This window comes from Arthrobacter sp. SAFR-023 (genome assembly GCF_051965295.1).
GTDB lineage: Bacteria > Actinomycetota > Actinomycetes > Actinomycetales > Micrococcaceae > Arthrobacter.
Genome location: NZ_JBQCMF010000010.1, coordinates 158,554 through 176,488, shown reverse-complemented (window position 1 = coordinate 176,488; position 17,935 = coordinate 158,554). Strand labels below are relative to the sequence as shown.

The following is a 17,935-nucleotide window of genomic DNA, read 5'->3' as shown; positions in this document are numbered from 1 at the left end:
CGGGAACCTGGGACAGGAACCAGTGGACGGAATGGACGACGGCGTCGATCTCACCTTCCGTGGGCAGCTCGGGCCACAGCTGGAGGGCAAGCTCGTCCAGCCGGGCGTTGAGTGCGCCGGCGTCGGACCCGGCCGGCGCGAACGTTGTGGCGTCCTCGCCGGTGGCGAACTTGTACCAGCCCGCGGTGTCCTCGTATTCCGGGTGCCCGGGATCGCCCAGGACTTCAATGATCCGCCGGAAGCCGTGCGAACCGCCTGAATCTTCCACCGGGCCGCGGTTGGCGCCGTCCGTGCAGCGCAGAGTCTTCTCGGGAAGCTCTGCGGGCCCCATCAACTCGAGGGTGTGAGTCCCAGGCATCGCCGAAGTCGTATTCGTATTCGAAGTCGGCAGGTCCGGTCCTCTTTGCATCCAGAAGTTCAACGAGCGCGACGCCGGACGCCGGCTCGGCGTAGCTGTCCTCGACAGCCTCGTCCGGGCCAACGATGACGCGCCCTTCTCCGCGGACGTCAGTACAGCGGATCCCGTAGAGGTGCCGGTTTTCCCACCCGAAGGCGGCCTGAAGGACGCGGTGGAATTCCGGAACGGTGATAGTCTCCGGCACCTGACGCCGCCGCCAGACCTCTGGCTCAGTGCCTGTGATGCTGATGCGCAGGTCAAAGGCAGGGGACGGCGTCGGTTGATTGCATGATGGCCATTGTTCCGGAGCGCGGCGGCTTCCACCGAGATGACAGTTCGCGGCAGTGTCACAACAGAACATTGGTGCGAACTGCCATCTCGGCGCGCTCCACACTCGGGTTAACAAAAGCAGGGCCCGTCCGAAGACGGGCCCTGCTCGAAACCTAACGGTCCCGGTTCTCTAGGAAATTAGAGAGCCTGGATGTTGACGGCCTGGGGACCCTTGGGGCCCTGCTCGGTTTCGAAGGAAACCTTCTGGTTCTCTTCGAGGGAGCGGAAGCCGGAGGAGTTGATCGCGGAGTAGTGCGCGAAAACGTCCTGCGAGGAGTCGTCCGGGGAGATGAAGCCGAAGCCCTTTTCAGCGTTAAACCATTTGACGGTACCAGTAGCCATTATTTTTGTCCTTCGTGAAGGTGGAGGAACTGTCCCGACTTTCGGGTCCTCCGGTGTGGGGTGTTCAAAACCGCTACTTCAGAAGAACGCGGACTTTCGACCGCGCGTACTGCCTGAACTACACAATGCAAACACAACAACGGAATCAACTCTACAGGACATTTGCCCGGCCCCACGACAAACTTGCAGCAACAACCATTGGAGACCGAAACCACAGGCACCCGCCAGCAGGGAAACTACTCCTGCCCGTTCCCGTCAAGCGCCGGGCTGTACGGCGTGTACCCGGGACGCAGCCGGACTATCCGGTCGCCGAGCACCGCAATGTCCTCCCACATCACAAAAAAGGATCCGCGGTGCCGCCACCGCAGCAGCTTAGGCAGCGGCCACGGCTGCGTGAGACTGTTCCGCTCGTAGCCCATGAACGACGACCAGCTGTGCGGGCTGACCACGAGGCCCAGCAGGCGGGCGTCGGCCATCAGCCGGCGCGGTGCTCCGTCCACCACAAACCGGGCGTCGGCCACGCGCCCCAGCCGCACGCCGTCGTCGTCGTGCACCGGAGTGCCCAACAGGTCACCGAGGATCACGGCGGCCTCCCGATCCCGGAATCCGGGTGATGATCTTGTCGCGGATCCAGCGCTCCACCCAGTCGGCGTCCAGGCCCTGGCCGCTGACGCCGAGCCGGACCACCACGCCGACGCTGGCCACGTCCGTCCACGGGATCCGGATCAGCCGGGACGACGGCGGCCTGCCGCCGAAGATGCGCGTTCCCAGGACGGGGCCGGTCAGCAGTGCGGTGAGAACCGGGGCAGGTGTCCCTGGCGGGATCGCCGTCCCCGTAGGAGTCTCAGGTCCGCCCTCGGGGGCGCCGAGTTCGAGGTCGTCAACGGTGGTGACGGGGACGCCGTCGCTGTCCAGGACCTGGCGGTCCAGCAGGTGGAGCTGGGCGTCCAGTGTCTGCCCGGCAACCGGAGGAACCGGGGCCAAGGGACCAGAGGCCAGCGAGCGGGGCGTTTTCATGCGCCGGCTCCTGTCACAATCATCAGGGGTATGGCCGCCAGCGAGGCCACGAGGATCACCACGAGGTAGATCATCGCCACCACATTCACGCCCCGGCCGTTGACGTGTCTGCCCATGTACTGCGGATCGTTGGCGACGATCAGGATGGGCAGGTACGTCAGCGGCAGCGCCACGGCGGAGAACACCACGGAGTATTCGGTGACCAGTACGGGGTCCACGCCGGTGGCCAGCACCCCGATGCCCACCAGCAGGCAGATGATCATGGCCAGATGGAACCGTGCCGCCTGCGCCGGTGCCCGGAACTTGCCCCAGGACCAGCCAAAGAACTGCGCCAGTGTGTAACCGCTGGACAGCGTCGTCTCCAGCGCGGCGGCGAACGTCGCGGCCACAATGCCCAGGAGGACGACGGCGAGCCCCAGTTTCCCGGCGCCCTCCGCCACCGGGAGGATCACCTGGGAGAGGGAGGTGACGGAGATGCCGGCCGGGAGAAGCACGACGGCGGCGCACCCGGCGATCGCTACGGACAGCAGCCCGCCGAGCGGGAACCCCACCAGGACGTTGATGCGCGACTGGATCAGGTCCTTGATTTTCCACCCTTCCTCCACAGCGCCGGAGGAAAAGAAGAACACCTCATACGGGGTCATGGCGGCGCCGAACAGGGCGATGGCGAAGTACCAGTAGGTGGCGCCGGTTTCCTCGTCCGGGACGGCGGGGATGGCCTGGCTGGCCAGGTTGCCCCAGTCCGGTTTGAGCAGGAACAGCGCCACGGCGAACACGATCAGGGTCAGGCCCAGGAGCCCGGTGACGTTTTCCATGATCGAGAACTTGACCCGCCAGATCACCAGCCACACCGCCACAGCAGCCAGCGGAATCCAGAGCAGGTAATTGACGCTGCTGGCGAGCTGCAGGGCCAGGGCGACGCCGCCGATCTCCGCGGTCACCGTCATCAGGTTGATGAGGAAGGACGCGGACAGGTTCGCCAGCCCGGCGCGCGGCCCCAGCCGCTCACGGATCACCTCGAACGTGGCCCGGCCGGAGGCGGCCGCCACCCGCCCGGACATGTTGGCGAAAACGCAGATGCCGACGACGCCAACCGCCACCACCCAGATGAGGGACAGTCCGAACCGGGATCCGACGACGGCGTTGGTCACCAGGTCGCCGATGTCCACGAAGCCGCCGATGGCCGTCAGGATGCCGAGTGCGACGCCGAGCAGGCGCTTCATTTCCCGCCCACTTTCGACTTCAGCCTGTTCAGGGCGTCCTCTGCCGCGGCAAGCGCCCGAGCGCCGTCCGAAAGGGACGGCCCGCCGTCGTCGGACGCCACGGCGTCCCTCGCGGTGGTGAGGCCGGCGGCGGAACTGTCCAGAACCTTCAGCGCGTCCTCCCGCACCTGACGGTCCTCCGGGGAGGCGGGTGAGAGCCGCAGGACGGTATCGCGGCTGGTCTGCACTTCCTTGAGGGCGTCCTCGAGCGCAGTGGAAGTGGCGGCGCGGGTGAGCTTGCCGTCTGCGTCCTGCCGGATGGCGAGCCGGGCGGTGGCGATGGCGGAGGCGCTGTCCTCGGCGGCGGTGGGCACGGTGTCCGTGACGGCGCTTGAGCAGGAGGTGAGGACGGCGAGCGCGCCGAGGCAGGCGACGGCGAGGAGCGCCCGGCGGCCTGTCCGCGCTCCGGCTGGCCTGGTGAGCACCTTTCCTCCAGCCTCCGGGCAGGCCGGATCGTCCGAATCGCCGCCCTGCAGACAGCCGCACATTTAGTTGCCTTGAGCTAGGTATAGCACTGCGGGCCGGCAAACAGCAGAGCGCCGGGTGGTGAAGTTGGCCAGGCTGTCCGGCCGTTGGGCCGGCCCGTGACGTGGTGGCCGGGGCCGGCGGCCGGGCGTATGATCCGGGGCATGGGATGGCGCACGGCCATTCCCACATCTTCTGCCCGAGCCCTGCTACCCGGAGGCGCACGATGGAAATGCCCAAAGCGACCGAGGCTGACAAAGAGCACTTCCGGGCCGTGGTGCCTGACCGCCCGGAGGTGGTCATCAAGCCGATGTTCGGGAACCTCGGAGCGTTCGTCAACGGCAACATGTTCGCCGGTCTGTTCGGGCCCACCATCGGCATCAAGCTCTCCGACGAGGACCGGGAGGTGCTCGAGTCCGGGGAGCGCACCGTCCCCTTCGGCCCACCCGAGCGCCCCATGGGTGGATACACAGGCCTGCCGGAGATCTGGAACGAAGAGGGCGACGGCGACGACGCGCGGGCCAGGGCATGGACGGAGAAGGCGTTCGAGTACGTCGCCAGCCTGCCGCCGAAAGCCGCGAAGGAGCCCAAGCCGAAGGCCGCCAAGAAGTAGCCATGCCCCGGTCATCGGCCGCCGCACGGGAAATCGACACTCTGGTCATCGGGGCGGGACAGGCGGGCCTGGCCACGAGCTACTGGCTGAGCCGGGCCGGCGTCGAACATCTGCTGCTGGAGCAGCGCCCGGAACTGGGCGGCGCATGGCAGGACCGCTGGGACTCGTTCTATTTGAATACGCCGAACTTCGCCTTCCTGCTGCCGGGCATGACGTACGACGGTCCCGAGCCTGATGCCTTCCTCCCCCGGGACGGGGTGATCGAGCTGTTCCGTGAGTACGCCCGGAGGATCGCGGCGCCGGTGCGGGTGGGGACGGAGGTCAGCCGTGTTGCGCGGGCGGACGGCGGGACGACGGCGGGTAGCGGGTTCGCCGTCGACACTAGCCAGGGGAACTGGCTGGCACGGAACGTCGTCCTCGCGAACGGAGCCTATCAGCGGCCGCGGATTCCGCCGTCGGCCGCCAAACTCCCCCGGCACATAACCCAGCAGCACAGCCATGACTACCGCAACCCCGCGCAACTGCCGGAAGGGGCGGTGCTGGTGGTGGGGACCGGGCAATCGGGCGGGCAGATCACCGAGGACCTGCTCGACGCCGGCCGTGAGGTGCACCTGTCCGTCTCGGCCTGCCCCGAGGCGCCGCGGCGCTACCGCGGGCAGGACATGTTCTACTGGCTCCTCGAGGTCAACCTGCACGGGCCCGAGTACGGCATCAACGGCCTGCAGGCGGCGGCGCTTGCCTCGCCCGCGGCGCGCTTCATGTGCAATCCTCTGATTTCCGGGAACGCCGGCGGGCACAGCATCCGCCTGCGGGACCTCGGCCGCCGGGGCGTCCGGCTGCACGGCCATTATGAGGGAACGGACGACGGCGCCATCACCTTCAGTGACGACCTCGCCGCCCGCATCGCGCTGACGGAATCGGCGTTCGGGCAGCGGATGCAGGTGATGCTGGACTCGTACATTCTGGCGGCGGGGATCGAGGCGCCGGTTGCTGAATCTGTGCCGCCGGTCGACTGGCAGCCCTCCGGGTCCGGGGCGCGCCTGGACCTCGGCGCCGAGGGCATCACGTCAGTCATTTGGAGCACCGGTTACGGCCTGGACTTCGGCTTCCTCGATATCCCGGTTTTGGATGAATGGAATTACCCGCGCCATTTCCGTGGTGTCACCGAGGTGCCGGGGCTTTATGCGGTCGGGCTGCCGTGGCTTACGAAGCATGCGTCGTCCACGGTGGCGGCGGTGGGCATGGACGCGGAGTACGTGGCGGGCCACCTCGCGGGGCGTTAACTGCAACGCGGGGTCACTTAGCGCCCAATGTCGAGCCTTCATTGGGCGCTAAGTGACCCCGCGTTGGTTTATTGGCCACAGACTCCATCAGGGATCAGCTGCCGAGGAGCCGGCGGGCACAAGCTAACCTCACCACGCGACTGCCCAGGATGCCGTAAGCGTGGGCGAGCGCCGGACGCTCGCCTGAGCATCCGCCGTCGGCCCTTGCCCACCACCCAACCTCGGCTCTAAAATTAGACAACTTAGTTTTAGAAGGTGCGTCATGACAGCGGTACACCCGCAAACAACGCCCACGCAGCGCGGCGGCGGTTGAGATGGACTGGCAAGGCTGGGCGCTGTTCGGGCTGCTGGCCACCACGGCTCTGACCGCGGTGATGATCGCCTTCCAGATGGCCGGCTGGACCCGACTCGACCTGCCCCTGGTCCTGGGCAGCCTGGTCACTCCCGATCCGGACAAGGCGCGGATCGCCGGCTTCTTCATCCACCTCGCGGCAGGGCAGGTCTTCGCTCTGGGCTACGCGGCAGTGTTTGCGCTGCTGGGCCGGGCAACGTGGTGGATCGGCGCCCTGCTGGGACTCCTGCATGTCGCCGTCGCACTGACCGTCATCCTGCCCCTGCTGCCGGGCATCCATCCCAGGATGGCCAGCACCAGGGCGGGTCCGGCCAGCCGGGCAGCGCTCGAACCTCCGGGCCTGCTGGGCCTGAACTACGGAATCCAGACGCCGGCAGTGGCCGTCGCGGCCCATCTGGTCTACGGCTCACTGCTCGGGCTGCTGCTCACGGCCGGCTGACCCCAGCGAGAGAAGGTGGACGCACCATGGACGCCATGCACTCCCCCGCCCTTGCGGACTACGGCCTGCTGGGGGACACCCGCACGGCCGCCCTGGTCTCGGCCGACGGAGGCATCGACTGGCTCTGCGCGCCCACCTTCGACGCCGATCCCGTCTTCGGAGCTTTGCTCGGCGGCCCGGACGCGGGCACCTTCCGCGCCGGTCCGGCCCGGGCGTCCAAGCAAATCGTCCGCCGCTACCGGCCGCACACCGCCACGCTCGAAACAGTCTGGGCCACCGACGGCGGCACGCTGACACTCACCGAAGCCATGGTGGCGGAAGTATCCGGCCGCCTGCTGCCCACTACCCTCCTCATCCGCCGGCTGGAGGCCGACGGCGCTCCCGCGGAAGCCGCCGTCGAACTTAACCCCCGCTTCGGCGAGCGCCACCTGAGGCCCCGCGTCCGGCAGGACCGGCACGTGGTCTGCGAATGGGGCGCCCTGGCCATGTCGCTCGGCGTCAGCGGCGGGGTGCGCGTACTGCCGGGCACGACGACGACAATCACCGTTGAGCCCGGCCGTCCCGTGGTGATGGTGCTCGCCCTGGCCTACACGGAACCGCTGGTGTGGGTCGATCCCGAAACCGCGTGGGACCTGGTGGAGGCCGACGAAGCCCGCTGGCGGGAGTGGGCGTCAGGCATCAGCGAGGACGTCCCGTTCCGCGAAGCAGTCCTGCGGAGCCTGCTGACACTGAAGCTGCTGACCTACTCCCCCTCGGGCGCGCCGGTCGCGGCCCCCACCACGTCCCTGCCGGAGGACCCGGGCGGCATCCGGAACTGGGATTACCGGTACGCCTGGCCGCGGGACGCCAGCATTGGCATCGCCGCCTTCCTCGGCCTGGGCAAAGACGGCGAGGCCCTGAACTTCCTGAACTGGCTCCTGCACGCGAGCAGGCTGCAGCGGCCCCGGCTGCCGGCGCTGCTGACGCTTACGGGAGGGCATGTCCCCCGCGAGCGCACGCTGGAGGGCTGGCCGGGCTACGCGGGCAGCGCTCCGGTGCGGGTGGGCAACGGCGCCGCGCACCAGCACCAGCTCGACGGCTACGGCTGGGTCCTTGACGCCGCGTGGAACCTCGTCCGGCAGGGGCGCCGGCTCAACTCGGAGACGTGGCGGGCCATGCGCAGCTTTACCGATCTCGTGGCTCGGCGCTGGCCGGAGCCCGATGCCGGTATCTGGGAAATCAGGGCCGACGCGGCGCACCATGTGCATTCCAAGATCATGGGCTGGCTGGCCCTGGACCGGGCGCTGCGTGTTGCCCGGAGCCACCACATCAGCACCCGCCGACGGCGCCGCTGGGAAAGTGCGCGGGAAGCTATTGCCGCCGACATCAGGACCCAAGGCTTCGACGCCGCGAAGAACACGTACACCCGCTCGTACGGCTCCGGTGATCTCGATTCCGCCCTGCTGATCCTGCCGGTGACCGGCTTCGAGGCACCGGACTCGGACCGCCTGCGCGGCACCGTGGATGCGGTGTGGTCGGAGCTGTCCGCCGGCTACCCCTTCCTGTACCGCTACCCGCCGGGCCAGGACGGCCTGCCGGGTAATGAGGGGGCTTTCCTGCCCTGCTCGTTCTGGCTCGCCCAGGCCCTCGCCCTCACGGGACGGGCAGCCGAGGCCACGGAAATGTTCGAGGCCCTCCTTGCGCACGCCAGCCCGCTGGGCCTGTTCAGCGAGGAGATCGAACCCGCCTCAGGGGCCCTGCTCGGCAACTATCCGCAGGCGCTGACGCACGCCGCGCTGGTCCAGGCAGCGCTGGCTCTGCGGGAGGCTGCAAAGGAGAAACTTCCCGGATCTCCGGCGAAATCGTTTCTCCCCCGAGGGCATTCTAAGGCATCATGAAAGTGTGCCCAGTAAGCCCGATCCCGAGAGTCAGCCCCATGGTCCGATGAGGCCGGCAACGGGCGGGTTTCAGGCATCCCCGCATAGCCGGCCGGCAGCCCGGCCGCACGAGGGCGGCCATCCGTTTCGCCCGGGCAGGCCTTACCCATTCCGGACCCAGATGGCAGTCGCCTTCGTGGTGCTGGCCATCACCTGCGCGCGGATCGCGTCCACCCTGGTCATCAGCCCTGACCCTACCCGGGCCATCACGCTCGGGGTGACGATCGTCGTCGTCGTCCCCTTGGTCTCCATGGCGGCCATGGTGCTCCTTGGACTTCCGATCAGGAGGGTCCCGAAAGTGCGGCGGTGGTGGATCGCCAACGGGGAAATATCTATAGCCGGGATCATCCTGGGATGCCTTGCCGTGGTTGCCTCCTACCTCCACGGGCATCCCCAGGAGGGGTGGGCTGAAGGACGCCACTATTCAGCGTGGGTACCCGACTACCCCTTGCTGCTGGCAGGCTGGTTGATGATGTCCTTCTTCCTAACGCACGCCTGGTTCCCGCCGCGCTGGCGGCTCGGCACCCCCTGACGGCAGGCGATACAGGACACACCCTGCAAACGGGTGGGGTAAAGCTGGCGGTTAGCCTGCCACGGGTAGAGAATCCCCCCTATTTGGGTGCCAAAAGCGGGGCCACCCGGGTGGCTTCGCATGCTTTTTGCAAGGTCTGAGCGGAAAATTCATTACTGTCCGCAAGTTGATAAGGACCAACGTTCGCGGGACAGGTTGCCGGCACGGGGTACGCCCCATGAGAGGGCCCCGTCCAGTCACTCCCCGGCGAATACCTTCGGTCCGAAGCGCCCCGGTCTCAGGCGTTTCGCACAGTCGGCCTCCCACGCCATGGGTGGCCGGTGACAGTGCCATCCGCACTAACCGTTTCCGTTTCAGCACGAGGAGACCCAGTGAAGCACCGGACACCGAGGCTTCCTTTGTCCGCCGGACCAATATTCTATGATCCGAGCGGCCGGCGGTGGCGCCGCATTCTGAACAGCTTTTTAGCCCTGATGGTGGTGGGGGCTTTGTCGTTGGTGTGGATCCTGCCCGGCGCCACGGCTCCGCTGTGGAAAGCGGAGCCGAACCAGTCACAAGATTATCCGCGGCAGCTCCTGAACTCCGGTGACCTGGAGGATATCCCCTGGCTCGGCCAGGACGTGGGCTTTGCCATTGACCGGATTGCACTGGTCCAGCGGACGGGCGGGAAGGTTTTCCTGAAGGACCCGTTCAGCACCACAATATTCAGGCAAGTAACCAGCCAGGACGAACTGGACCTGATCGGGAACCGCCCCTACGTCCTTGACTCCTACGGGGAACCCGCGGACCACACGCTGATGCTGACCTTCGACGACGGACCGGACCCCACGTTCACACCCCAGGTTTTGGACCTGCTCTCCCGTGAACACGTCCCGGCAACGTTCTTCACGCTGGGCGACAACATCGTCAAAAACCCCGATGTCTTCAAGAGGCTGATCCGGGAAGGGCACATGGTGGGCAACCACACCATGTCGCACATCAACTTCTGGGACCACGACGATGCGTTTAACCGGGAGCAGATCATCGGCACGGACCGGGTCATGCGCGCAACCGACGGTTACGGTTCCCGCCTCTTCCGCATTCCCACCGGCGACCCGGAAAACAACGCCCTGGCCCTGCTGCAGGCCCAGCAACTGGGCTATATGCACATCAACATGGACCTCGACACGAGGGACTGGGACCACCCACCCGGCGAGGCCATCGCAACTCCCAGCCTCGACGGCAAGGGCCACATCGTCCTGGTCCACGACGGCGGCGGCGACCGCTCCTCCACCATCGAGATGCTCAAGGCCTTCATTCCACAGGCCAAGGCGCAGGGCTACAAGTTCACCACCGTCCAGCCGCTGCTGCCCCAGGAATACGTCCCTGAGCGCAGCGTCGGCGCCACCGTTGACGATCACCTGACCCTGGCCACCTTCACCTCAACCCTGGTCACCCCCAACGTCCTGATCGGCTGGCTGTTCTGGTTCGGCGTCGGTTCCCTGACCCTGCTGACTTTCCTGTACGTGGTCCTGGCCCTCATCAGTAACCGCCGCATGAAAAAACGGTCCTGGGACACCGTCCCGGAGTCGGACTGGCCGTCCGTGAGCGTGGTCCTGCCCGTCTACAACGAGGAACCGGTGGTCGCCAAGACCCTCGATGCCCTCAGGGCCAGCGACTACGTCAACTTCGAAGTCGTCGCCGTCAACGACGGCTCCACCGACGGCACCGCCGAAGTCCTCAACGGGTACGCAAAGAACTGGACCCAGTTGAGGGTCATCCACCAGCCCAACGCCGGGAAATCCGCTGCCAGCAACAACGGCATCACCAACTCCCTTGGAGAGGTGGTGGTCACCCTGGACGGCGACACCCTGTTCGAGAAACAGACCATCAAGGCCTTCGCTCGGCACTTCGTTGCGCAGTCCAAGGGCAAGCCCGTTGGCGCCGTCGCCGGACACGTGAAAGTCGGCAACCGGCGCAACATCCTCACCGCCTGGCAAAGCCTGGAATACCTCTCCGGGATCTGCGTCACGCGCATGGCCGAAGGCCTGATGGGAGCGATCTCCATCTGCCCCGGCGCCTGCGCCGCTTGGCGCCGCGAAGCACTCGTCCAGGCCGGCGGGTACTCCCACGACACCCTCGCCGAGGACGCCGACCTGACCCTCTCCCTGCAACGGCTCGGCTACAGCATCGTCCAGGAAAACGAGGCTGTCGCGTGGACGGAAGCGCCAATGACCGTCAGGGGGCTCTTCAAACAGCGTCTCCGGTGGACGTACGGCAACATCCAGACGCTGTACAAGCACCGCGGCATGCTCCTGAACCCCCGCTACGGCGCTCTGGGCCTGCTCACCATGCCCTACGCACTCCTGTCGGTCCTGGTGCCACTGGTCTTCATGCCCATGACCCTCATCGTCGCCGCGGTCAGCCTGTCCAAGGGTGAATGGCAGGCCATTGCTGTCTTCGCAGTTTTCGTGGCCGCAACCCACATGATCATCTCCCTGGTCGCCGTCATCATGGTCCGCGAAGACCCCCGCCACCTGTTTATCGTCCCGATCTACCGGCTCATCTACGAACCCCTCCGCGCCTACGTGCTCGTCGGATCCCTACTCCAGGCCCTCCGTGGACGCGCCGTGGGCTGGTACAAACCGGAACGAACCAACACCGTCAACGCCCCGGCAAGCACCGCTGACACAGCAGAAGAGGAAGTGGACTCCAGCCAGCAGCCACAGGAGGTGGTCCATTGAGCCGGCGCCAACCCACCTGAGAAAAGCCCAGATATTCCCATCTCCGCTCACTGCGCCAGATTTCCGAAGCAGCTTCGCTTCGGGCGGGAGGGTGGCCCAGACGCATTACCCCATGATGCGGCGGGCCCTCCGGTGAAGGACGGGGCCGGCGACGTTGTACCTCCCAGGGAGGCGCTCCCCAGACCGTCGTCGGCCCCTTCCTTATGTCCATCCTCATTTCGGGCACAGGCTGGGGGCGGGCCCCGGGGAGTGGCGCGACTTTCTTCGCCATGGTGCCGCGTGTCACTTGCACTCGTTTGTCGCCCCCGTCAAGCTCTTAACCGTGTTGGCAGCCATTTGGTTGGCACGTCAATGCAACGGATGGTCCGTAGGCCGGGGGGCCGGACCTCTTAGGGGGCGGGGCTGCCGAACGGCGTCCGCCCAAGACTGGGAGGGGAAACACTATGGTCAGCTTGTCGGCATTTTCCAGGATGCTCGAGGACGCCTCGAGCAGGGAGGCGCAGATGTCCTCCATTGAACTTCAGTCGTTTGCCTCTGCCCTTCAGCTCGGGCTCGGCCATCTGGGGGTCGTCCGGATACACGACACCTCCGTGGCCGTCGTAGTTCCGTCCCGCGTCGACGAGGACAGGATTTTCGTGTTCAGTGAATCCCTCGAGGAAATCCGCGCCGTCATCGCGGTTGATGTTGCGCTGTGGCGGTCGAAGTGGCCCCACATGTCCAGGGAGGAAGCCTCCATAGCAATGCTGGCCAAGCAGGTAGGGCAAGCCATCGAGAAGACCGCCGAGACGGAGGGAAGACTGCGGATCACGCCCACGGCCGTAAGGGTGGAGTACTGAGGCAAGTTAGCGCCGGATCGTGCCGGCCTGCCCGTGCAACTATTCGTCGCCGCTGCCACTGTCCCGGCCCTTCCGCCGCCGGGACTGTTCCTGCCGCCGTCGGGACAGCCCATGCCGCCGTCGGGACAGCCGGCGGAGCAGATCGATTGCCGCCCACAGGCCAACAGCACTGGACAGGACCACCGAGGCGTAGACGAACAGCAACCAACTCAGCGTGTCCAGCGGCGGGCGGCTTCTGCTGAGCAGCGAGAGACCGCCCAGCAACCCGACCAACCAGAAAAGGACAACGAGCGTCAGCGCCGCCGCGGACGGGAAAAACTCGCTTCGTATGACTTCTCGCAGGGACTTCACGCTTGACCTGCTTCCCACCTCATTTCCCGGGCAGCCGCTTCCACGGGGTTCGCGGGACGGCGTCACTCCGCGCGCCGTCCGCACTTCTAAAAGTTAAGACGCTCGCTTCTAAAAGTTAAGACGCTCGGTATCAACACGCAAGGTTGGTTCATGGCCTTCAGCGATCCTGCCGGCGCCGGACCCGCAGACAACGCCCGTCCTCCGCTTTACAATGGGCATTCACAGGCAGGCGCGCGGGCGCTCCTGCTTGGTCCGTGGCGGTGTGAGGCTGCCCTGGACGGATCATGAACGGGGACGATTGATCATGAGTGACTGCGCACCTGACTCCGGATCGGAACCCCGCGCCTTCCCGCCGCGAAAGCCCCCGACTCCCCCGCGTATCGGTACGCCAAAGGAAAGCTCGACGGCGGCCAACGGGCCGCCTGCCCCGCCCACCACGGCGGTGGCCAGCCGGGAGGAAAGTCCGGCGCTCGACAACTACGGACAGTTCATCGCGCGGCTGGACGCAGCGGCCAAGCAAGCTCACACCGCGGAGGGATGCCCTGGCCACGGCCCTCGGCGCTGCGGAACTGCTCCTCACCCAGAACCAGGCAGGCCTCGAGCTGTGGGGCCAACGCCTCTCGCTCATCAGCCAGCTCCTGGCCCGGCACAGCGGAACCCATGAGGCGCGGAGATACAGCACCCTGAAGGAACTCCAAGACGTTGCAGCCAAGATGGAGCGGATGTTCACCAGCCGCACTCTGCGCATCCAGGGGGTGTGCCGCGCGATCCGTGCGCGGCGGGACCAGATCAACACGTCGCTGTTTGAGTTAGAGAAAAGCAGAGTCAAGCTGACGTCGTCGCGGATGCTCGCGCTGGAGCGGGACAACCTGCGGAAGGTCGCCGACGATCTTGCCGTCTCCCCGGGCGGCACCAGCCTCGGCTTCCCGGATCCCGGCCTTCGGGAAAGCCTTCGCGAAGCACGGGAAGCAATCATTCTGGCCGAAGCCCTGCTCGAAGTGAAAGGGAACTGATCATGCCAACTCCACGGACCCACTCCCGGGAAGTGTGCAGCTTCACCTCCAAGCAGTGGACGGGCAGGCCGGGCGAGGAAGCGGGCGCCATGTTCGGCCGGTTTACAGTCGTCGGGTTCGTCGTGTGCCTGATCCTGATGCTCTTTGCGCCCGGCCTTCGGGACGTCGGCGCCACCCTGCTGTTTGTGGCGCTCTTCGCTACCGCCTTCACCACGCTGGGCATCCGGGCCAAAAGTTCGAGCGAGCGGGCGTTCCTGCACCGGCTGACCGGGACCGTCAATGACGTGATTCTTGAACTGACGGCGGACCGGAGCCAGCAGCTCTCGGCTGACGGGCTCCGCTTACTGCTCCTCGATGGTGGGAGCCTGCCTCTGTCTGTGAACGGGGTGTCCGGCCTGCACCTGAAGGTCGTCCAGCAGCCCCCACCGAAGGCAAAACAGAATGCCAAGCCAAAAGCTGACGCCGTCACCGCGACGCGGATCGTCATCGCCGCCACGCCGCCTGATTACGGCATCCGCAGCTTCGACCGGCTCCTGGAGACCGCCACCACCGATCCCGGCTTCAACTCAGCCGCCTCGTAGCCAAGCACACCACCCGGCAGACCCCGAGTTTTGGAACAGATATCGCGACTTAAATCGTGCCAAACGTGGATTATCTGAAGAAAAACTCGGGGTGGGGATGACGGGGAATAGAAGGGCGCGCCCGACCATGCCGGACGCGCCCTCCAATTTGCGCAGAACCCCCAAGCTAGTCGATGAGTACCGGAGGCTCGACGCGCTCCCGGGACTCTGCGCGCTCGGGGACGCTGGCGGAACGCTTCATGGAACGGTGGTGCAGCCAGTTCCCCGCCGCCAGGGCGGCCACGAGGGCGAACGTGCTCAGGAGCTGGGGACGGGAATCCTCGCCGATGAAGCCCACCGTGAAGATGGCGGCGAGAATAAGCAGGCCAAGGCCCGTGAACCAGGGGAAGCCCGCCATCCGCAACGGAAGGAAAGTACCCTCACGGTCCGCGCGAAGACGCAGGGCAAGTTGGGCGAGCAGGGCGGAGGCCCACACCAGCAGGGACGTCGAGCCCACGATGTTCAGCAGGAGGGGAAGGACCTTCTCCGGGAAGGCCACCTCGAGCACCGCCGTCACGACGCCGAAGGAGACGCTGGCCAAGACTGCCACCACCGGGACCCGGGACCTGGACAGCGAGGCGAGGACGCGCGGCGCTTCACCGCGCTCGGCGAGGGAGAACGCCATCCGGGAGGCGCCGTAGAGGTTGGCGTTGAGGGCGGAGAGCAGGGCCGCGACGGCAACGAAGGTGATGGCGGTGGCTGCGCCGTGCATGCCTGCGGCCTCCAGTACAGCAGCGAACGGGCTCTTCAGGCCGGCCGATCCCACAGGAACCACGGCCGCGATGATGAAGATCGCGCCGATGTAGAAGATGAGGATGCGCCAGAGGACGGTGCGGACGGCCAGTCCGACGCTGCGGGCAGGATCCTGGGTTTCGGCTGCGGCCACGGAGACAATCTCGGTGCCGCCGAAGGCGAAAGCCACCACGAAGAGCGCCGTGGCGATCCCTGCGAAACCGTGCGGGGCGAAACCGTCCCCGGTGAAGTCGAAGTTGGCCAGGCCCGGTGACTGGACGCCTGGCAGCCAGCCGAACAGGAGGGCGACGCCGATGAGGAGGAACCCGACGATGGCCGCCACCTTGAGCAGCGCGAACCAGAACTCGAATTCGCCGAAGTTCTTCACCCGGGTGAGGTTCACGGCGGTCAGCACCGCGATGAACACGAAGGCCATCAGCCATACCGGCAGGGCGGGGAAGATCGTGGAAAGCAGGCCTGCCGCGCCGAGCGCTTCAGCCGCGATGACAACCACCAGCTGCAGCCACCAGAGCCAGCCCACGGTGGCGCCGGCCACGGGCCCGAAGGCCCGGGCGGTATAGACGGAGAAGGCCCCGCTGTCCGGGTTGGCGGCAGCCATCTCACCAAGCGCCCACATCACGAGGATGATGAGGGTGCCGGCCACCAGGTAGGAGATCAGCACCGCCGGGCCGGCGGCCTGGATGCCGGCGCCCGAACCGATGAAGAGACCGGCGCCAATGGCGCTTCCCAGTCCCATCATTGTGAGCTGGCGGGGTTTCAGGGCGGCGCCAAGCGCCGGGGCAGACGTCATTGTCTGTTGTTCCATGGGGAGTCCTCTGGGTTGTCTGTCGAACAGGTGAAGATCGAACGGGTAAAGGTGGAACAGGTAGAGGTTTCAGGCCGCCTGGGCTGCCGAGACGGCTTCCAGAACCTGGAGCACGCGGTCGTTGGAGGCAGGGTCGGCAACGGTGATCCGGACGCCGTCGCCCGGGTAGGCGCGGACCATGATGTCCGCCTGGTCGAAGGCGGCCACGAGCCTGGCCGTGAGGCCGTCGTCTGCCCGGATCCACAGGAAGTTGCCCTGGCTTGGCTGCAGTTTCCAGCCCTGGGCTTCCAGCCGTGCGGCCAGCCGCGAGCGCTCTTCCTTGACGACGGCGACCCTCGCCTGCATCTCGCCGGCCGCGTCCAGCGAAGCGACGGCGGCCTTCTGGGCCAGGGCGGTCACGGAGAACGGAATGGCGGTCCGGCGCAGTCCCTCCGCGATGTCCGGCGCTGCCACGGCGTACCCCACACGCAGGCCGGCGAGTCCGTAGGCCTTGGAGAACGTGCGCAGGATGCAGACGTTCGGGTACTCGCGGTAGAGCGCCAGGGAGTCGGGGCCGCTGCCGGCGTCGGCGTATTCCACGTAGGCCTCGTCGATCACCACGAGGATGTCGGAACGGACGGAGCGGAGGAACGCCTCAAGGCGTTCGTGGCTGATCGGGACGCCGGTCGGGTTGTTGGGAGTGCAGAGCAGGACCACCTTGGTCCGTTCGGTGACGGCGGCGGCCATGGCGTCGAGGTCGTGGCCTTCGGCATCGTCCAGCGGTATGCGGACGGGCCTGGCACCTGCCAGCTCCACCAGAATGGGGTAGGCCTCGAAGCTCCGCCACGCGAAGATCACTTCATCACCGGCGTCGCAGATCCCGGTGATGATCTGCTGGAGGACGCCGACGCTGCCGGGTCCCACCGCGATTTCCCTGGCGCTGACGCCGAGGTGCCCGGCGATCCGTTCGCGGAGTTCGACGGCGGCCATGTCCGGGTAGCGGTTCATCCTGCCGGCCGCTTCGGCCACCGCAGCGGCGGCCGAGGGCAGGGGTTCGTAGTGGCTTTCGTTGCTGGCGAGTGCCGCAATGTCCGCGCCGGCGCTGCGCCGGCCCGGGACGTAGGACGGGAGTCCGGACACGGCCGCACGCAGGATGGGGTGCGACCTGCCGGTTGCCGCCAGGATCTGATCAGTGGTCATGAGGCTTGATCATGGAAGTGACCCCGGCCACATTGCAAGATACTCTTGGTCCCTTGGGATTTCTGCTCAACTTCTAACGTCTGCGATGAATATATGACCATCCCCAATCCCCGCACCTTCGATTCCCTGGACGCCAGGATCATCCTCGCCCTCGATGAGGACCCCGAGGCCAGCGCCCTCGCACTTTCCCGGACCCTCGGCGTCGCACGGAACACGGTGCACGCGCGCCTCGCCAAGCTGGAGCGCGGCGGCGCCCTCCGGTCCTTCAGCCGGAGGCTGGACCCGGCGGCCTTCGGCTACGGCCTGCTGGCCTTCCTTTCCCTGGCCATCAGCCAGACCCGCGCCGGGTCGGTGGAAAACGGACTCGAAGCCATTCCGGAGGTCATCGAGGTCCATGCCACCACAGGGGACGCGGATCTCATGGCCAAGGTGGTGGCCCGGGACACGGCCGATCTTTACCGCATCACCAACCAGATCCTGGAAATCGAGGGAATCCAGCGGACCAGTACCGCCATTTCGGTCCTGGAACTCATGCCGCCGCGCTTCGACGGCCTGCTGAACCGGCTGTCTCAGCAAGAGAGCCGCCCGCCGGGCTAAGGAGGCCGTGACCGGCGCCACAGTGTGCATATTTTCACTATACAGCGATATCCACTGACAAATATCCCAACCGATATCGACTCTCTTGCTTATCTGGAGTCTGGATCTGA

The 17,935-nt window shown here is 66.5% G+C and carries 19 protein-coding genes and 2 pseudogenes; 11 read left to right on the top strand and 10 right to left on the bottom strand.

The genetic code is table 11. The features are described 5' to 3' along the window. Positions 1–22: 22 nt before the first annotated feature. Entirely contained in the window at positions 23–259 is a 237-nt protein-coding gene (locus tag ACTHQX_RS12680; RefSeq protein ID WP_440158052.1) for a hypothetical protein, read from the top strand. Here the strand turns inward: ACTHQX_RS12680 and ACTHQX_RS12675 are convergent. The 7 genes and pseudogenes from ACTHQX_RS12675 to ACTHQX_RS12645 form a co-directional block, all read right to left on the bottom strand. Next, positions 230–331, bottom strand: a pseudogene (locus ACTHQX_RS12675) (plasmid pRiA4b ORF-3 family protein); the annotation flags it as partial. The gene ACTHQX_RS12680 and the pseudogene ACTHQX_RS12675 overlap by 30 nt on opposite strands. Next, positions 327–758, bottom strand: a pseudogene (locus ACTHQX_RS12670) (plasmid pRiA4b ORF-3 family protein); the annotation flags it as partial. The pseudogenes ACTHQX_RS12670 and ACTHQX_RS12675, both read right to left, overlap by 5 nt. A gap of 107 nt (positions 759–865) precedes the next feature. After that, complete coding sequence (locus ACTHQX_RS12665) at positions 866–1,069, bottom strand: cold-shock protein (protein WP_076798513.1); 204 nt, start codon at positions 1,067–1,069, stop codon at positions 866–868. Between the two features lie 236 nt (positions 1,070–1,305). After that, entirely contained in the window at positions 1,306–1,653 is a 348-nt protein-coding gene (locus ACTHQX_RS12660) for a PRC-barrel domain-containing protein (protein ID WP_440158027.1), read from the bottom strand. After that, positions 1,640–2,086, bottom strand: coding sequence for a hypothetical protein (locus ACTHQX_RS12655; protein ID WP_440158026.1), 447 nt, complete (start codon positions 2,084–2,086; stop codon positions 1,640–1,642). The genes ACTHQX_RS12660 and ACTHQX_RS12655 overlap by 14 nt, the downstream gene beginning before the upstream one ends. Further along, positions 2,083–3,309: an Nramp family divalent metal transporter gene (locus ACTHQX_RS12650; protein ID WP_440158025.1), complete on the bottom strand. Its 1,227-nt coding sequence runs from the start codon at positions 3,307–3,309 to the stop codon at positions 2,083–2,085. Before ACTHQX_RS12650 ends, ACTHQX_RS12655 begins: the two co-directional genes overlap by 4 nt. Then, entirely contained in the window at positions 3,306–3,836 is a 531-nt protein-coding gene (locus ACTHQX_RS12645; protein ID WP_440158024.1) for a hypothetical protein, read from the bottom strand. The genes ACTHQX_RS12650 and ACTHQX_RS12645 overlap by 4 nt, the downstream gene beginning before the upstream one ends. A gap of 203 nt (positions 3,837–4,039) precedes the next feature. On the opposite strand from ACTHQX_RS12645, the gene ACTHQX_RS12640 reads away from it, so the two are divergent. From ACTHQX_RS12640 to ACTHQX_RS12610, 7 genes are all read left to right on the top strand, one after another. Continuing rightward, the gene (locus tag ACTHQX_RS12640; RefSeq protein WP_236807556.1) at positions 4,040–4,426 is read left to right on the top strand and encodes a TfoX/Sxy family protein; all 387 of its coding nucleotides are present in this window, start codon (positions 4,040–4,042) and stop codon (positions 4,424–4,426) included. Between the two features lie 2 nt (positions 4,427–4,428). After that, complete coding sequence (locus tag ACTHQX_RS12635; protein ID WP_440158023.1) at positions 4,429–5,709, top strand: flavin-containing monooxygenase; 1,281 nt, start codon at positions 4,429–4,431, stop codon at positions 5,707–5,709. Between the two features lie 314 nt (positions 5,710–6,023). Beyond that, positions 6,024–6,500, top strand: a complete 477-nt coding sequence (locus ACTHQX_RS12630) for a hypothetical protein (RefSeq protein WP_236807554.1) — start codon at positions 6,024–6,026, stop codon at positions 6,498–6,500. A gap of 26 nt (positions 6,501–6,526) precedes the next feature. After that, positions 6,527–8,377 (top strand): glycoside hydrolase family 15 protein, encoded by a 1,851-nt coding sequence (locus tag ACTHQX_RS12625; protein WP_440158022.1) that lies wholly within the window; start codon positions 6,527–6,529, stop codon positions 8,375–8,377. 160 nt (positions 8,378–8,537) lie between these two features. Next, positions 8,538–8,948 carry a hypothetical protein gene (locus ACTHQX_RS12620; RefSeq protein WP_236807550.1) on the top strand — a complete coding sequence of 137 codons (411 nt, stop codon included), beginning with the start codon at positions 8,538–8,540 and terminating at the stop codon, positions 8,946–8,948. A gap of 473 nt (positions 8,949–9,421) precedes the next feature. Then, positions 9,422–11,671 (top strand): bifunctional polysaccharide deacetylase/glycosyltransferase family 2 protein, encoded by a 2,250-nt coding sequence (locus ACTHQX_RS12615; RefSeq protein WP_440158021.1) that lies wholly within the window; start codon positions 9,422–9,424, stop codon positions 11,669–11,671. A 443-nt stretch (positions 11,672–12,114) separates the two neighbouring features. Next, a complete protein-coding gene (locus tag ACTHQX_RS12610) occupies positions 12,115–12,507 on the top strand; it encodes a hypothetical protein (RefSeq protein WP_236807542.1) in 393 nt (130 codons plus the stop codon). A 39-nt stretch (positions 12,508–12,546) separates the two neighbouring features. Here ACTHQX_RS12610 and ACTHQX_RS12605 read toward each other — a convergent pair whose 3' ends face one another. Continuing rightward, positions 12,547–12,858, bottom strand: a complete 312-nt coding sequence (locus ACTHQX_RS12605; protein ID WP_236807541.1) for a hypothetical protein — start codon at positions 12,856–12,858, stop codon at positions 12,547–12,549. A gap of 722 nt (positions 12,859–13,580) precedes the next feature. Between ACTHQX_RS12605 and ACTHQX_RS12600 the strand changes: the two genes are divergently transcribed. Together ACTHQX_RS12600 and ACTHQX_RS12595 are read left to right on the top strand one after the other, a co-directional pair. Further along, complete coding sequence (locus ACTHQX_RS12600; RefSeq protein ID WP_440158020.1) at positions 13,581–13,871, top strand: hypothetical protein; 291 nt, start codon at positions 13,581–13,583, stop codon at positions 13,869–13,871. A 2-nt stretch (positions 13,872–13,873) separates the two neighbouring features. Beyond that, complete coding sequence (locus ACTHQX_RS12595) at positions 13,874–14,452, top strand: hypothetical protein (protein ID WP_236807539.1); 579 nt, start codon at positions 13,874–13,876, stop codon at positions 14,450–14,452. 166 nt (positions 14,453–14,618) lie between these two features. On the opposite strand, the gene ACTHQX_RS12590 is transcribed toward ACTHQX_RS12595, so the two are convergent. Together ACTHQX_RS12590 and hisC are read right to left on the bottom strand one after the other, a co-directional pair. Next, positions 14,619–16,049: an amino acid permease gene (locus ACTHQX_RS12590; RefSeq protein ID WP_440158019.1), complete on the bottom strand. Its 1,431-nt coding sequence runs from the start codon at positions 16,047–16,049 to the stop codon at positions 14,619–14,621. 69 nt (positions 16,050–16,118) lie between these two features. Beyond that, positions 16,119–17,228, bottom strand: coding sequence for a histidinol-phosphate transaminase (hisC, locus tag ACTHQX_RS12585; protein ID WP_440158018.1), 1,110 nt, complete (start codon positions 17,226–17,228; stop codon positions 16,119–16,121). 93 nt (positions 17,229–17,321) lie between these two features. On the opposite strand from hisC, the gene ACTHQX_RS12580 reads away from it, so the two are divergent. Beyond that, entirely contained in the window at positions 17,322–17,825 is a 504-nt protein-coding gene (locus tag ACTHQX_RS12580; RefSeq protein WP_236807531.1) for an Lrp/AsnC family transcriptional regulator, read from the top strand. Positions 17,826–17,935: the final 110 nt, after the last annotated feature.

What these genes read in the sequence shown, in the direction of transcription:
- ACTHQX_RS12580 (WP_236807531.1), top strand. Translation starts at nt 17,322, where the DNA reads ATGACCATCCCCAATCCCCGCACCTTCGATTCCCTGGACGCCAGGATC.
- ACTHQX_RS12630 (WP_236807554.1), top strand. Translation starts at nt 6,024, where the DNA reads ATGGACTGGCAAGGCTGGGCGCTGTTCGGGCTGCTGGCCACCACGGCT.
- ACTHQX_RS12625 (WP_440158022.1), top strand. Translation starts at nt 6,527, where the DNA reads ATGGACGCCATGCACTCCCCCGCCCTTGCGGACTACGGCCTGCTGGGG.
- ACTHQX_RS12600 (WP_440158020.1), top strand. Translation starts at nt 13,581, where the DNA reads ATGTTCACCAGCCGCACTCTGCGCATCCAGGGGGTGTGCCGCGCGATC.
- ACTHQX_RS12640 (WP_236807556.1), top strand. Translation starts at nt 4,040, where the DNA reads ATGGAAATGCCCAAAGCGACCGAGGCTGACAAAGAGCACTTCCGGGCC.
- ACTHQX_RS12615 (WP_440158021.1), top strand. Translation starts at nt 9,422, where the DNA reads ATGGTGGTGGGGGCTTTGTCGTTGGTGTGGATCCTGCCCGGCGCCACG.
- ACTHQX_RS12655 (WP_440158026.1), bottom strand. Translation starts at nt 2,086, where the DNA reads ATGAAAACGCCCCGCTCGCTGGCCTCTGGTCCCTTGGCCCCGGTTCCT.
- ACTHQX_RS12610 (WP_236807542.1), top strand. Translation starts at nt 12,115, where the DNA reads ATGGTCAGCTTGTCGGCATTTTCCAGGATGCTCGAGGACGCCTCGAGC.
- ACTHQX_RS12665 (WP_076798513.1), bottom strand. Translation starts at nt 1,069, where the DNA reads ATGGCTACTGGTACCGTCAAATGGTTTAACGCTGAAAAGGGCTTCGGC.
- ACTHQX_RS12590 (WP_440158019.1), bottom strand. Translation starts at nt 16,049, where the DNA reads ATGGAACAACAGACAATGACGTCTGCCCCGGCGCTTGGCGCCGCCCTG.
- ACTHQX_RS12645 (WP_440158024.1), bottom strand. Translation starts at nt 3,836, where the DNA reads ATGTGCGGCTGTCTGCAGGGCGGCGATTCGGACGATCCGGCCTGCCCG.
- ACTHQX_RS12650 (WP_440158025.1), bottom strand. Translation starts at nt 3,309, where the DNA reads ATGAAGCGCCTGCTCGGCGTCGCACTCGGCATCCTGACGGCCATCGGC.
- ACTHQX_RS12620 (WP_236807550.1), top strand. Translation starts at nt 8,538, where the DNA reads ATGGCAGTCGCCTTCGTGGTGCTGGCCATCACCTGCGCGCGGATCGCG.
- hisC (WP_440158018.1), bottom strand. Translation starts at nt 17,228, where the DNA reads ATGACCACTGATCAGATCCTGGCGGCAACCGGCAGGTCGCACCCCATC.
- ACTHQX_RS12635 (WP_440158023.1), top strand. Translation starts at nt 4,429, where the DNA reads ATGCCCCGGTCATCGGCCGCCGCACGGGAAATCGACACTCTGGTCATC.
- ACTHQX_RS12595 (WP_236807539.1), top strand. Translation starts at nt 13,874, where the DNA reads ATGCCAACTCCACGGACCCACTCCCGGGAAGTGTGCAGCTTCACCTCC.